Genomic DNA, 14,164 nt, shown 5'->3' on the forward strand with positions numbered 1-14,164 from the left:
CGGTCACTCCACCGGGATCGGGGTGAGTTCGCGCAGGGCGTCGCGGTCGCCGTCGAGGCGGGTGCGGGCCCAGGTGAGGACGGCGGACTCCTGGGCGAACAGGACGACCTGGCGGTGCGCGGACAGCGCGAGGAGGAGGTCGAGGATGGCGGTGGTGCGGTTGTCGTCGGCCTGGACGGTGATGTCGTCGAGCAGGAGCGGGCAGGTCTCGCCGGGGACGGTCAGGTGTTCGGCCAGTGCGAAGCGGAGCAGCAGGTAGACCTGTTCCGCGGTGCCCAGCGACAGGTTCGCGGCCGGGCGCCACTGGCCGGACGGGCCGCGGACGGTGACCTTCAGGGTGGTCGGGTCGACGGCGGCGTCGGTGTAGCGGCCGCCGGTGATCTCGCCGAGGTGGTCGCACAGGGTCGTGGCGAGGGTGGGGGCGATGTCCTGGTGGACGCTCTCCTGCGCGGCGGCGAGGAACTTCCGGGTGAGCGTGAGCGTCGTTGCCAGGCTCGTGACGTCGGCCAGCGCGGCCTGGGCGGTGGCCAGCGCTTCCTCGGCCTCCGGGACGCCGGGCAGTGCGCGGCCGCGTTCGGCGAGCGCGCCGCACAGCTCGTCGGCGGCGCTGGCCACCCGCTTGGCCTCGGTCCTGGCGGTGGCGACGACGGCCCGCGCCTCGGCGAGCAGCACCTCGACCTCCGCGGCGTCTGTGGTGAGCGGCTCGCGCCCGACGCCGTCGGCGAGTTCGTCGAGCCGGGCGGGCCTGGTGGTCGTGTCGCGCACGGCGACGGCGTCGCGATCGGCCAGCGCTGTGGCCGAGTCCCGCTCGTCCTGGTCGGCCTCCGCGACCAGCGCGGCGTGCTCCTCCCGAGCCGCGACCACGTCGGCGGCGAGGCCGTCGCGGGTGGTGTCGGTGAGCAGCGAGGTCAGCTCGGTCCAGGCGTCGCGCTCCTCGGCGACCACGCGGAGCTGGTCTTCCCAGCCGCGCTGCCACTCGTCGAGCGCGGCCAGCAGCTCGGGGGCCGTGGTCGCGGTGGAGTTCCGGTCGACCACGACCACGGCCTCGCGGATCAGGCCCAAAGCCTTGGCGCGCAGGCGTTCCACCTCGACGGTCGTCTCCTCCGCCCGCTCGCGCTCGGCGATGGCCCCCGTCAGCACGTCCTTCTGCGCGGCCATGGCGGCCTGCCTGGCCGCGACCGCGCAGGACCGCTCGTAGAGCGCCAGCAGCTCGCCCACGTCCAGCTCCGGCTCGGGATAACCCTTGGCCGCCAACGCGATCCGCAGCTCCTCCGTCTGCCGGGTCGCCTTCTCCGCGTACTGCCGCTGGTGCTCGTCCCAGACCGCGCGGGCGGAGCGCAGGCTGATCTGCCGCTCGGCCCTGGTGGCGAGTTCCTGGAGCACCAGCGGTTCCGCGGGCAGGGCCAGCGTGGCGCACCGGTCCGCGGCCTCCGCGGTGACGGGGCCCTCGCGGCGGTCGTGCTGGCCGGAGGCCGCGGACTCGGCCGTCGCGGACTCGACGAGCCGGAGGATCCCGACGAACAGCACCGGGGTCAGCAGGACCAGCCCCGGCAGCCAGCCGCCGATGAGGATCAGCAGCAGGCCCGCGACCGCCACGGCACCGGTCGCGAGGGTCAGGGCGTTGCGGCGCAGCGGTTTCGGTGGCACCGGGGGCGAGGTGTCCAGCGCGGCGGCCAGTTCCCGCACGGCGGCGGGGCCGACGGCGAGCGCCGCGGTGAGCCGGACGTCGCCGATCTGCTCGTCCACCATGGGCCGGTGGCCCTCGTGCGCCGCCACGACCGCGAGCGCGCGTTCACGGGCCAGCGCCAGCTCGCGGATCCGCGGCTTCACCTCGGTGTCACCGAGCGGCGGCTCCGGCACGGCGGCCAGTTCCTGCCGCAGTTCCGCGGCCGTCGACCCGGTCAGCTTGCGCGCCTTGGGCACCGCCCGCCACGCCGCGAGCGCCGCGTGCACGATCCGGGTCGCCTCCTCCTGCGCGACCAGACCGGCGGGCGCGACGCCGCCGAACCGCTCGTCCAGCTCGTGGACCCGCGCGAGCCGCTGCTCGGCCCTGGCGACCTCGGCGACCTGGTCGTCGGCCTTCTCCCGTGACCGCACGGCCTTGCGCACGGCGGCGGTGTGCGCACGGGTCGCGGTCAGCAGCCCGTCCAGCGCGGTGGCGGCGGCGTCCGCGCGCTCGGCGGCTTCGGCGGCCGTGTCCGCCGCGGCCCGGCGCTCCTCCGCCTCCACCACGAGGTCGAGGTACTTCTCGTGCGCGGTCACGGCGTGGGCGAGGTCCCGCTTGGCCTGCTTGAGCCGGTACTTGGCCACCTGGAGCGGTTTGGTGGAGTTCGCCAGCCCCGCCCCCACGTGGTCGCCCTGGAACGTCTCCAACCGCTCCAGCGCCGCCACGGCGGTCGCGTCGGCGCCCGCGGTGGCCGCCGCGCGCTGGAGGTGCTCCTGGAGGCCGTCGGCCGCGCCCAGCACCCCCAGCAACTCCGCCTGGTTCACGCACGCGGTGGCGGCGAACGACTTCCGGTCCAACCCGAGCCAGCGGCTCCCGTCCGGCGCGCCCTCGAACATCACCTCGGCGCTCACGTCCGCCCCCTGCCGGACGTCCACGGCGCGGCAGCCGCCCCGTCCGCCCAGGTCCTGGCACAGCTCGATCCGCCGCCCGTCGTCCAGCACCACGACGGCCGAGACCCGCCAGTCCTCGTCGTGCCACGGCTTGTGCTGCTCGGCGAACCGGCGCTCCGCCACGGTTGCCGCGCCCCGGCCGCGCCGCCGACCGCACAGCGCCGCGTGGATCGCGGCGTGCCACGAGGACTTCCCCGACTCGTTCGCCCCGGCGATCACGGTCAGGCCGGGCGCCAGCGCCAGCGTCCGTTCGGCCAGCGGACCGAACGCGTGCGCGGTCACGGACTCGATTCTCATCACTACCTCGTGGTCTTGGCTGTCTCAGTGCACGGCAAGGTCGGCGGTGCGCCCGTCCAGCGCGCGCAGGCCCGTGACCAGGACCCGCCGCCGGGTGCGGTCGTCCAGGCGCGGGTCGGCCCGCACGTCGCGGACGAAGCGGCCGCGCACCGTGGGCTCCTCGGCGAGCGCGGCGAAGTCGTAGGCCACGCCGAGGGTCCCGAACCGGGGCACCAGCGCGTCCAGGTGCTCCGCGGCGGGCACGAGGTCGGTGAGGCGCAGCTCCACGTCCGGGCCGACGTCCCCGCCGAGCGTGACCCTGGCGATCCCCGTCAGCCCGGCCACGGCGGCGGCGACCCGCTCGCGCGCCTCGTCGGCGTGCGCGACGCCCGCCAGGTCCACCGCGACGTCGTGCACCCGGCTGGTGGACACGTCGTGGCGGACCCGGTCCACCCGGCCGTCGTCGTGCACCGTGCAGAGCACCGCGCCCCTCGGACCGCGCTCGCCGAACGCCAGCGGGTCGGGGTTGCCGGGGTAGGTGTGCCGCTCGGCGTCGCACGGGGTGTGGAAGTGCCCGACGAACGCGTGGTCCAGGCCCGACGCCGCGACCTGCTCGGTGGCGAACGGCGCGTGCGGCGCCGTCCCGGACTCCTGGGTGGACAGCGCGGCGACCTCGGAACCGTGGAACAGGGCCAGGTTCACGCCACCGCGCCCGACCTCGAACCCGGTCAGGAAGCTCTCGCGGGTCGTGGGCGCGTGGTGCGCGGCCCCCCACAGCGTCACCCCGTCGGCGAGCACCTCGGGCACCAGGCGGTCCTCGGTGAACACGTGCACGTTCGACGACCACGCCACCTGCTGGTACGGGCTCCGCGGGCCGTACCGGTCGTGCTCGCCCGGCGCTAGGTGCACCGGCACGGCGGCGTCCTCGAACGCGTCGCGGAGGAACTCGGCCGTGCCGGGGGAGAACCGCTCGTGCTCGTACAGGTCGCCGCCGCACAGCAGCGCGTCCACCTCCTCCGACCGCGCGAGCGCGATGATCCGCTCCAGCGTGGTGCGCAGCGCGGCCCGGCGCTCGACGGCCACCCCCGCGGGGAGCGGTCCGGCGGCGAAGGACGCGTCCAGGTGGAGGTCGGCGAACAGCAGCAGCCTCACCCGTGCCTCCGAGAGGCGGACTCGACGCGCGGCAGCGGCAGCAGGGTGGGCTGCGCGGCGAGCAGGGCCCCGCTGAGCCACCGGGTGTCCTCGTGCCAGCCGCGCAGCTCGTCCACGGTCGGCGCGATCTCGTAGTCGTGGTGGTGCGCGGCCCGGCACAGCACGTGCCAGAGCTGTGTGGTGTCCGCCGCGACGTCGTCGCCCACGTGCTTGGGCAGGCGCAGCAGCAGCGCGTGCATGGACCTGGTGGCGTGCTCGTCGTCGGCGCACACCAGCGTCACGACCGCGCGCTCCAGCGTGGTGCGCAGCAGCCAGGCGCCGCACCGCACCCTCACCCCGTCGAGCCCGCGCGGGTCGGCGAGCATCCGGCCCACGTGGTCGAGGCGGTCGAGCACTTTCCGATCAGTCACGTCACTCATCTCGCAGCCAGTTCGTCAGTCGTTCGGTGTCCCGGATCAGGGTCAGCAGGTCGCCGTCGTACGGCGACGTCGTTCCCGCGCGGCACGCGTTCAGCACGTCGACGGCCCAGGCGCCGAGCGTGTTCGTCAAGTGGGTCAACAGGTTCCTGTTCTCGGACAGGTCGTCGAACACGGCGAGCGACATCCGCTGCCTGGTCGTCAACGCCTGTTCCAGCACCTGCTCCACCTCGGCGTGCGACTGGCCGCGGGCCAACCGGACCTGGCGGAACCTGGTGTCGCCCGCGGTCTCCAGCGCCGAGCGGCAGCACGAGGCGACCAGTTCGGCGCGGGCCTCCTCCGGCAGGTCGTCGGTGGTGCGCATGGCCCGCGCGTCGGACAGGTACCGGCCGACGGGGTCGTCGCACATCCGCACCTGCACCACGGAGTTCTCGCCCCGGCACACCTCCCACACGGTCGCCGTGAGCCGCAGCCTGCGCACCGCCTCGACGAGGCGCTCGTCGTGGGTGAAGACCACGACCTGGCGGGTGAGACCGACGTCGGCGAGCACCTGGGCGAGACCGTCGACCTTGGCCGGGTCCATCGCCTGCACCGGGTCGTCGATCACCACGAACCGGAACGGGCTCTCGTCGACCACGGCCCTCGGCAGGAACAGCGCGAGGGCCATCGCGTGCAGCTCGCCCTGGCTCATCACGGCGAGCGCCGAGTTCGGCTTCCCGTCAACGGAGACGTCCAGCTCCACCCGCCGGTTGTCCTGGCCGGTGCTCTCCAGGTGCACAGTGCCGAGGTCGATGTTGCTCTGCTGGCGGAGCCGCTGCCAGATCCGCTGCGACTCCTTGGCGAACGGCGCGATCCGCTCCGAGCGGAGCCGCGCCGCGGTTCTTCGGATCCAGCTCTCGGCCTCGGTCACGTCGGCGAGCACCTGCTGGTCGGCCAGCGCCCGCTCGGCCTGGGAGTGCCACTCGAACAGCGCGAGCGCCATCGGCCGCCACACCAGGTCGCGCTTGTCGATCTGCTCCTGCGCCGCGGCCTTGAGCGTGTCGACGGCCGCCAGCACCGCCGCGTGCCGCACGGGCAGTTCGGTGCGCAGCTTGACCGGGTCCTCGCTGGTGGAGCACTGCGCCCACGCGGCCCACGCCGTGCGCGCCGCCTCGGTGTGCAGGAGGCCGTCGACCTCCTTGAGCAGGCCGGGGACCTGGCCGCACAGCGACCGCGCCGCGGCGGTGGCGGTGTCGAGCCGGGTGCCCGCGTCGTGCAGCGCCGCCGCTGCCGCCGCCAGGGTCTCCGCGCGCTTCCTCGTCGCGGTGAACCAGCGCTGGTCCAGCACGCCGATGCCGCACACCGGGCAGGACTTGTTGCCCTTCGCCTCGTGCAGTTCCAGCGCCACGCGCAGGACCTCGCTGGTGCGCAAGCACATCTGCGCGCCGTCGGTCGCGACGGCGGTCACGCCCGAGAGCGCCGCGTCCAGCTCCTCCAGGCAGCGCGCCAGGTCCGCGGCCGACGGCAGCGGCAGCTCGATCACCTGGAGCAGCAGCGGTGTCCCGCCGCCGCCGACGTCCGTGCCCAGCGCCAGGTCCGCCAGCGCGTCCAGGTCCGGGTGGTCCTGCCCCAGCAGCTCGGCCGCGCGCTGCGCCCGGCCGTCGGGCGAGGCCGCCAGCTCCTCGCGCACCTTCGCCCGCCGGTCGTACGGCTTCGCGACCACGTCGGCCAACCGCTTGCGGTGCTCGGCGAGCCGGTTCTGCGCGTCGGTGATGGCCTCCAGCCCCAGCAGGCTGTGCACCGCGTCGTGCAGCTCGCTCGGCTTGCCCTCCAACGACTTCCCGAGTTCGCTGTAGGGCAGGAACGGCCGGTAGGTCTCCAGCGCCGACCGCCACTTGGCCTGGTCGAACACCGCCGGTTCCTGCCCGCTCCGCTGCTCGGTCCACGTGCCGCGGGTGAAGTCGTCGCCCGCCGTCCACGCCCGCCGGATGGTGGTCGCGCCCGCGGTGCCCGCGCGGACCAGCGTGATCGAGACCGAGACGTCGTCGGGGGCGTGCAGGTTCCGCCAGCCCTGCCGCCACACCTCGTTGAGCGACTTGGTCCAGCGGGTGTTGTTGCCGGTCAGCGCGAACTCGGCGGCTTCGGCGAAGCTCGACTTGCCCGACCCGTTGCGCCCGGTCACGACGGTCAGGCCCGGTCCGCTCACCAGCGGCAGATCGACCTCGGGGCCGATGCCCCGGAAGCCCCGCACCCGCACGCCAGACAGGTAGATCCCACCGCCCACCGCCTGCTGGGGGTGCGCGGTGGGCTCGTCCTCGGCGGGCACGCCGTCCAGCACCCGGTTCAAGGCCGACTCGCCACGGCAGGCCGCGATCACCAGTTCCGCCGCGCGGGGGGTCAACTCCCGATCACGTTCCACCCGGCTGAGCATCAAACCGTGCAACCCGGACTCGGCCACCGTCACCGTTGTGTCTCCTCTTCGTGCTGACGCAGCACGGCTAGGCGGGAAACGTAGGCGGAACGACGGACTTTCTTGAAGGGTGTTCACACGATCGTGTGGTCATTTCCGGGGGACGCCGATTTCGGAGAGTTACCGCTGTGACAAGGAATTCCCGTGGTCACGTACCCGGTGACCGCTCGAACCCGCCGAATTCCCCGCGAGTAATTCGATGTCCTGGGGAATCGCGTTCTGGGAGGGTTTCGCGAGTGGACGTCGAGGAGATCACCGCACGCCTGACCCGTCGATTCGGACCGTCCGTCACGGCCTGGTGCGCGGACGCGCCCGCCCGTGCGGACCGGGCCGCCGCCGAGTGGGGACTGGTGCTGGGCGACCTGATCCCGGACGGCGCCTCGTCGGTCGCGGTGCGCTGCGCGTGGCCGGACGGCACGCCCGCCGTGCTCAAGCTCAGCCCGGAGGAGCCGTTCCTGGCCGAGCAGGTCGCGATGCTGCGCCGGTTCGCCCCGTCCGGCCGGGTGCCCGCCGTGCTCGCCGCCCGCGCGGACGCCGTGGTGCTGGAGGAGGTCCGGCCGGGCACGGCCGCCGACGAGTTCGACCGGCACCCCTCGCCGGAGTCGTGGGCCGGGCTGATGACCGCGCTGCACGCCGTGGAGCCGCCCGCCGACCCGCCGCGCGACCTGCGCGACCGGTCCGGCGAGTTCTTCACCCGCGTCGGCAAGCGCTTGGCGGAACCGGCGATCGGCGCGCGGATCAGCGAACGAACCTGGGCACTGGCGATCGAGCGGTGCGCGGCGCTGCTGGACACCGAGTCGACGCGGGTGATGCTGCACGGCGACCTGCACCTGGGCAACGTGCTCGACGGCGGCCCGCGCGGGCTGGTCGCCATCGACCCGAAGGTCTGCGTCGGCGACCCGTGCTTCGACGCCTTCGACTACGTGCTGGCGGGCGCGGGCCTGGACGGGGTGGAGAACCGGTGCGCGCTGCTTGCGGACGCGGCCGGGCTCGACGGCGACCGCCTGCTGGAGTGGGCCCGCGTCGGGGCGCCGCTGCTCGCCATCGCGCTCATCCCGGCGGGTGACGCCGAGGAGGCCGTGGCCGAACTGCTCGCCCTCAGCGCTCCCACACCTGGATAGCGCGCACCACGAAAGGGGCGTCCGGCACATAGGTGCCCTTGCCCGGATAGGTGGTGAACTCGGCCTCCGTCGAGCACGTCTCGCCCTGGAAGACGCTCGCGTCCCTGGTCAGCCGGTTCACGAACGACCGCGCCACCAGCCCGCCGGGCAGCGGGATGCACTCGCCGGGGTTCGCCGACTCCAGGTCGAGCCGCTTCGCCGGACCGGTGTAGTCGACGCCGCCCCACAGGCAGAACTCACCGCGGTCGCACACCGCCTCCGCGGACTCCTGGGCGGAGGCGCTACCGCTCGCGACGAGTGCTCCCGCCGTGATGGCCAGTGCCGTCATCAGGCTTCGGGACATGGGGAACCTCCGTCGCTCGCGCACCGGTCCAGACTCGGCCGTTCGGCCCAATTCCGCGTCGGAGATGCCCGCCGTTCACCCGATTGTGTGGGCGACACGCCGAGGCGGCTACTCGACCTTTCGGATCAGGGCCATCGCGTCGCGCGGAGCCATGACCTTCACGTCGTTGTCGAAGTAGACGAACACGTCCCCTCGCGCGGCCCAGGCGCGCACCTTCGCGGCCCACTCGTCGAGCCCCTCGTCGGTGTAGCCGCTGACGTACAACTCGTCGGCGCCGTGCAGCCGGACGTAGACGAAGTCGGCGGTCACGTCCTCCAGGTGCGGGAACCTGCCCGCCGAGTCGGCGACGACCAGCGCGATCCCGTGCTCGCGCAGCAGGTCCGGGAAGCGCGGGTCGGTGAAGCTCGGGTGGCGGACCTCCAGGGCGTGCCGCAGCGGCCGGTCGGCGTCGGTCGTCGTCCACGCCGGGTCGACGCGCTCGTCGTGCCGGGTCGCCAACGCGGCTGCCGCCGTGGTCGTGCGGGGCAGGTTGCCGAAGAACTCGACCAGCAGGTCGGGCTCGAACCGGAGCGTCGGCGGGAGCTGCCAGAGGATCGGCCCGAGCTTGGGGCCGAGCGCGAGCACGCCGGAGGCGAAGAAGTTCGCGAGCGTGTCCCCGCTGTCGCGCAAGCGCTTGAGGTGCGTGATGAACCGGCCGCCCTTGACCGCGAAGACGAAGTCGTCCGGCGTCTGCCCGGCCCACCTCAGGTAGCTCGACGGCCGTTGCAGCGAGTAGAACGAGCCGTTGACCTCCACCGAGGTCACCTGCCTGGACAGGTGGTCCAGCTCCCGCTTCCGCGCGAGGCCCTGGGGGTAGAAGACGCCGCGCCACGGCGGGTACACCCAGCCCGACGTGCCGACCCTGATCTCGCCCATCGGGCCATGCTCCCCCGGAGCCCGCGCCTGCGGAACTTGACCTTGAACGGTCCGCCCCGGATGCTCGAACGGGTGATGGGACGAACGCACGCGCTCACCGGGTGGTGTGCGGGACTGGGGATCGCCCCGCTGCTGGGCCACGGCGACCTGGGCGGCGCGCTGCTCGTCGGACTGGTGACGGCGGGGTTCGCCCTGCTGCCCGACTTCGACCACCGGCACTCGACCGCGTCGCGCTACCTCGGCCCGTTGACCGGGGCCGTGTCGTTCATCCTGCGCAAGTCGTCGAGGTACATCTACGCGATCACGAAGGGACCGCGCGACGAACCGGTGACCGGCGAGCACCGGCACCTGTCGCACACCGTCCTGTTCGCCGTGCTGCTCGGCTACCTCACCGCGGGCGTCACGGAGCTGGGCGGCAAGTGGGCCGTGCTCGGCGTCGCCGTCTTCGCGGTGCTGCTGGCCGAAGCGGCGCTGGGGGACTGGGTCGCGATCGTGTTCGTCGGCGCCGCCGGGTGGTGGCTCGTCCGGTTCGGCTTCGACGCGGCCCTGGTCCAGTTGGACGACCTGTCCGGTGTGCTCGGCATCGCCGTGGCCGTCGGCTGCTTCGTGCACTGCCTCGGCGACGCCGTGACCATCTCCGGCTGCCCGTTCCTGTTCCCGCTGCCCATCGCGGGCGAGACCTGGTACGAGCTGCGCCCACCCAAGTGGCTGCGCTTCCGCACCGGCGGCCCGGTCGAGTCGATGGTCATGTTCCCCGCCGTCACCGTCGCCGCGCTGCTGCTCATCCCCGGCGCGTGGGCCGTGGTGACGTCCATCCTCCCGGCGCTGGAGAAGCTGACCCAGCCGGGTACGAGCTAGCCGCACGGGAAATCGCCTGGCGTTCGCGGTGCCGGTGGGTGACGCTCACGGCATGAAGCCGGAAGTGGTGGACGCGTACCTCGCCCGCATCGGTGCCACCCGGACGACGGCGTTGGCCGACCTCCAGGAACTGCACCTGCGCGCGATCCCGTTCGAGAACCTGAGCGTCCACCTCGGCGAGCGGATCGTGCTCGACGAGGACGCGCTGGTCGCGAAGATCGTGGAGCGGCGGCGCGGCGGGTTCTGCTACGAGCTCAACGGCGCGCTGGCGGCGCTGCTGCGCGCGCTCGGCCACGAGGTCGACCTGCTGGGCGCCAGGGTGTTCCTGGGCGAACGCCTCAGCGCACCGCTCGAACACGTCGCCCTGCGGGTCGGGTCCACGCTCGTGGACGTCGGCTTCGGCGACTTCAGCCTCCGCCCGCTGCGCCTGGACGTCCGCGACGACCAGCACGACCCCGAAGGCGTCTTCCGCGTGGTCGAGGCACCGGACGGCGACCTGGACCTGCTCCAGGACGGCGAACCCCAGTACCGCCTCGACCCCCGCCCCCGCACCCTCGCCGACTTCGGCCCCACGTGCTGGTACCAGCAGACCTCACCGGACTCGCACTTCACCAGGAAACCGCTGGCGTCGATGCCGACGGCGAAGGGGCGGGTCACGATCAGCGGGTCGACGCTGATCACCACCGAGGCGGGACGGCGGACCGAGCGGCAGCTCACCGACGCGGAAGCGCTGGACGCCTACCGCGGCCTGTTCGGCATCGGGCTGGACGCCGTGCCGTCGAAGGCTCCTCAGGTGACCTCAGACTGACCGAACAGCGCTTCGGCGAGCCGTGGGACACCATCCGCCGGGTGCTGGTCCACGGCTGTGCCGACCACGTCGATGTGAGCGAGGGGCGACAGGCGAAATTCGACGCGCTGCCGCTGGTTCACCGGAACACCACACGTCGGATGCACGATCACGGCCCGTGGAATGCCAGGGGCTCGATAGGCGGAGGCGTAGGCCAGCAACTGGTAGATGTCGTCCCGGTGCACCGCGTGCCGGTCGAACCGCTTGTACTTGGCGTCAACGGCCAACAAGCCGGATCTCGACCGCACCAGGACGTCGGGCATGAGCGTCGAAGACGAGTGGCCGGGCCGGTGCACACGGGTGGCGTTGGCGCCGGTGCCCGCGACGACGGTCGCACCCGCGAGTCGGGCCGCGTCGACGACCATGCGGCGCACCACGGCCTCCCACAGCCGGTTCATGTCCAGCAGCAGCGAGCCCGCGGTCAGGGAGCCCGCTGCCAGCAGGTCGGACACGCCTCCCGCGTTCAGCAGGATGCCCGCCCACGCGTGCGCGGGCTGGTACCTGTGGTTCATCCGGTGGTGCCGGGCTCGAGCCAGTGCCGCCCGCGCGGCCGTCGTGGTGCAGGTGGGGAACTGCGTGGCGAGGTCAGCGGCGTCGCGACTCAGCACGGTCGAGCCCGCCAACCGCGCCGCGCGAAGAAGCGCCGCTCCGCACACCTGGTTCTCCCACACGTCGATCTGGCGGTCGAACGCCGTGACGTGCAGCTTGTCCAGCACACCGAACCGCCGGGTCGCCTGCTTGGCGAAGTCCAGCCTGCCGCGCAACACCACGTCGACGGTTTCTCGTCGCCGGTAGTCCTTGCGCAACTGGCCGCGCAGCAGCGTCCGGCACTCGTGGAGGAAGGCGGTGATGATCAGGTCGACCAGACCCGACGCTCCTGGTGACCAGGTGCGCCGCCGATCGACCTCCCGGCTGTGAGGTGTGGTGGCGTAGTTCAGCCAGGAGAGCAGCATCTCACCGCTGACGTCGAACTTCGGCCTGATCGCGAGGGTGACCCGGTCGAGCACGAGGACTCCCGCCACGCCCTTGACCCGCAGGCTCCAGCCCTCACGTGTCCTGCTCATCGAGAACAGGTCCTTGGCCGCCTTGCCGGTCAACAATTCGAGGTCCGCGTCCGACACCTCCTCCTGGCCGAGCGCGAAGTCCTGTTGCTCGACCAGGTCATGACGTCGCCGCATCGCGGTCCACCTCGGTCTTGAACTCCTTGGTGAGGGCCCGAACGAGGTCGTCAGGGGACATCTCCTCCTGGAAGACGCCGTCACCGAGGATCTCGCGGAGCAGGCCGTGGTCGTCGATCACGTAGTCGACGAGCAGCGGTACGACGTCGTGGAAGAACATCGAGTGCAGCTCGGTCTCGTTGTCGACGGGCTTGTCGTCGTTCATGAAGAACGCGTGCCCGATCTCGTGCGCAACGCCCAAGTGCTTGCGCACCCGCTCGTTGAGCGCGGTGAGGAACGCGCCGAGGTCGAGCGCGCTGACGACGCCGTCCAACGCGTCGGGATCAGGCCGCACCTCCAGAAACCCGAACCGGCGGCGAATGGCCGCGTCGATGTGCGCGACGCTTCGGTCAGCGGTGTTCATCGTGCCGATCACGTACACGTTCTTCGGGATCCGGAACTCGCGTCCGCTGGTCGACAGGAATACCGGGGTTCCGCGCTTGTCCTTTTCCAGCAAAGTCACCAGCTCACCGAGCACCCGCGCCAGATCGGCCCGGTTGATCTCGTCGATCACCAGGACGTGCTTGCGGTCGGGGGATTCCACGGCTTCCTTGCAGAGCCGTACGAACACGCCGTCGGTCAACTTCAGGACGAGCCCCTGCTGAGTTGCCTCCACGGGCTTGTAGCCCTCGACGAAGTCCTCGTAGCCGTAGGACGGGTGGAACGTCGTCAACCGCACTGTCTTGGCGCCGAGCGCGCGTGCGGCGGCCATCGCCAAGCGCGTCTTCCCGGTACCGGGTGGACCGTGCAGCACGACCTGCAACTTGCGTTCGAGGAGGTCGTGAACCCGTTGGACGTCCTCGGTCACGGTCTCCACCGCTGTCTGAGGCGTGGTGGTGTTCCGGAGCTCGTCCCACAGCGCCGCTTTCACCGGGGAGAAGGTCTGCGTCCACCCTCCGACCGCCTTGTCGAGGTGCTGCTGGTAGGAGGTGTCCCAGTCGACCGACACCGTGTGGCGGTAGGCCTCTTGCGCCTCGTCGAAGCGGTAGCCCTCGTCCGTGACCGTGCCGACCGCGAGCACGGTCGACGTTCCCTGGTTCGCGACGACCTTGTCGCCGGGCACGAGGTCGCGGAAGTACTTGATCAGTTTCTTGGCGGTCGTTCGCTGGGACTGTGCGCCCTTGTCCGGGTAGTGCCGCGCCATCGCCGTGCTGAGTTCGTCGACGTCCGCGTACTGGCTGAGGTCACCCAGGTCGTCCCACCCGACACGGATGACACCGGCTGACAAGCACTCCTGCCAGTACTGCGCGTTCCGACCGGGCGCGATCTTCACGATCATCTCCGACCGCTGCCGCGGGTCGAGGTGGGTGTAGAGGAACCTCGCCACCTCCAGCGGCAGCCACGAGCCGACCACGGGGTGCGCCGACACCAAATCCTTGAGCTGGCGGTTGAGCTGCCAGGACAGCGCGCCGGGCTGGGGGTCTCCGCCGAACAGCACGATGAACTTCCGCAGGTGGTGGGCGGAGTAGATCGGCAGCAGAGCGTCCGGCACATAAGTCGCGATCGACTTGCTCACCAGGCTCTGACCGTGGTGCAGCGCGGTCAGCTCGTCGAGGTCGTCCAGTCGATCTTCCCCCGCCGCTTGGAAGGCATCGACGAACTGGCTCCGCAGCCGACTCCACGCCTCGCCGATCTCAAGGTCCGCCAATGCTCCCGCGCGGTACCACTCACCATCGCTGCGACGCTGGTAGATGATGTGCTTGCTCGCACTCCCGCCCTTGATGCTGCCCAGGTACGGCGTCGAGTACTCGATCAGCCGGCAGTACGCGTCCGTGGTCGAGGTACCGAGCGCGTAGCGGTCGAGAGTCAGGTCCGGCCAGTCCTCCAGCGGGAACCTCGAGAGCACGGCTTGCCGCTCGGCCTCCGCCTGTTCCAGTCGCTTGCGCACATCGGGCTTGTCATAGGTGTCGAGCGTGCTGTTCAGCTCGTCGAGTCCCGGCACTGTGCTCCCTCG

At 72.0% G+C, this 14,164-nt stretch carries 11 protein-coding genes; 3 read left to right on the plus strand and 8 right to left on the minus strand.

Annotated elements, in window-relative coordinates; genetic code table 11:
• Nucleotides 1-3: 3 nt before the first annotated feature.
• Genes NZH93_RS50260 through NZH93_RS38270 form a run of 4 tightly spaced genes read right to left on the minus strand, consistent with a single transcriptional unit; the run spans nt 4 to nt 6,903 of the window.
• Nucleotides 4-2,913: an AAA family ATPase gene (locus NZH93_RS50260; RefSeq protein WP_276024854.1), complete on the minus strand. Its 2,910-nt coding sequence runs from the start codon at nt 2,911-2,913 to the stop codon at nt 4-6.
• Nucleotides 2,914-2,937: 24 nt separating this feature from the next.
• On the minus strand, nt 2,938-4,044 hold the full coding sequence (locus tag NZH93_RS38260; protein ID WP_259628190.1) for a metallophosphoesterase family protein: 1,107 nt from the start codon (nt 4,042-4,044) through the stop codon (nt 2,938-2,940).
• Nucleotides 4,041-4,454, minus strand: coding sequence for a hypothetical protein (locus NZH93_RS38265; RefSeq protein WP_259628191.1), 414 nt, complete (start codon nt 4,452-4,454; stop codon nt 4,041-4,043). Before NZH93_RS38265 ends, NZH93_RS38260 begins: the two co-directional genes overlap by 4 nt.
• 1 nt (nt 4,455) lies before the next feature.
• Nucleotides 4,456-6,903: an AAA family ATPase gene (locus NZH93_RS38270; RefSeq protein ID WP_259628192.1), complete on the minus strand. Its 2,448-nt coding sequence runs from the start codon at nt 6,901-6,903 to the stop codon at nt 4,456-4,458.
• A gap of 242 nt (nt 6,904-7,145) precedes the next feature.
• On the opposite strand from NZH93_RS38270, the gene NZH93_RS38275 reads away from it, so the two are divergent.
• Nucleotides 7,146-8,030 carry an aminoglycoside phosphotransferase family protein gene (locus NZH93_RS38275; RefSeq protein WP_259628193.1) on the plus strand — a complete coding sequence of 295 codons (885 nt, stop codon included), beginning with the start codon at nt 7,146-7,148 and terminating at the stop codon, nt 8,028-8,030.
• On the opposite strand, the gene NZH93_RS38280 is transcribed toward NZH93_RS38275, so the two are convergent.
• Both NZH93_RS38280 and NZH93_RS38285 read right to left on the minus strand, forming a co-directional pair.
• Complete coding sequence (locus NZH93_RS38280; RefSeq protein WP_259628194.1) at nt 8,008-8,373, minus strand: peptidase inhibitor family I36 protein; 366 nt, start codon at nt 8,371-8,373, stop codon at nt 8,008-8,010. The genes NZH93_RS38275 and NZH93_RS38280 overlap by 23 nt on opposite strands.
• Nucleotides 8,374-8,481: 108 nt before the next feature.
• On the minus strand, nt 8,482-9,288 hold the full coding sequence (locus tag NZH93_RS38285; protein ID WP_259628195.1) for a DUF72 domain-containing protein: 807 nt from the start codon (nt 9,286-9,288) through the stop codon (nt 8,482-8,484).
• Nucleotides 9,289-9,360: 72 nt separating this feature from the next.
• On the opposite strand from NZH93_RS38285, the gene NZH93_RS38290 reads away from it, so the two are divergent.
• Together NZH93_RS38290 and NZH93_RS38295 are read left to right on the plus strand one after the other, a co-directional pair.
• Entirely contained in the window at nt 9,361-10,146 is a 786-nt protein-coding gene (locus NZH93_RS38290; RefSeq protein WP_259628314.1) for a metal-dependent hydrolase, read from the plus strand.
• Between the two features lie 52 nt (nt 10,147-10,198).
• Nucleotides 10,199-10,954 (plus strand): arylamine N-acetyltransferase family protein, encoded by a 756-nt coding sequence (locus tag NZH93_RS38295; protein WP_259628196.1) that lies wholly within the window; start codon nt 10,199-10,201, stop codon nt 10,952-10,954.
• Here NZH93_RS38295 and NZH93_RS38300 read toward each other — a convergent pair.
• Both NZH93_RS38300 and NZH93_RS51005 read right to left on the minus strand, forming a co-directional pair.
• Nucleotides 10,936-12,171 (minus strand): McrC family protein, encoded by a 1,236-nt coding sequence (locus NZH93_RS38300; protein WP_259628197.1) that lies wholly within the window; start codon nt 12,169-12,171, stop codon nt 10,936-10,938. The two genes, NZH93_RS38295 and NZH93_RS38300, sit on opposite strands and share 19 nt — an antisense overlap.
• Nucleotides 12,155-14,152: an AAA family ATPase gene (locus NZH93_RS51005; protein WP_259628198.1), complete on the minus strand. Its 1,998-nt coding sequence runs from the start codon at nt 14,150-14,152 to the stop codon at nt 12,155-12,157. The genes NZH93_RS38300 and NZH93_RS51005 overlap by 17 nt, the downstream gene beginning before the upstream one ends.
• Between the last annotated feature and the right edge of the window lie 12 nt (nt 14,153-14,164).

The organism is Umezawaea endophytica (assembly GCF_025061645.1).
GTDB lineage: Bacteria > Actinomycetota > Actinomycetes > Mycobacteriales > Pseudonocardiaceae > Umezawaea > Umezawaea endophytica.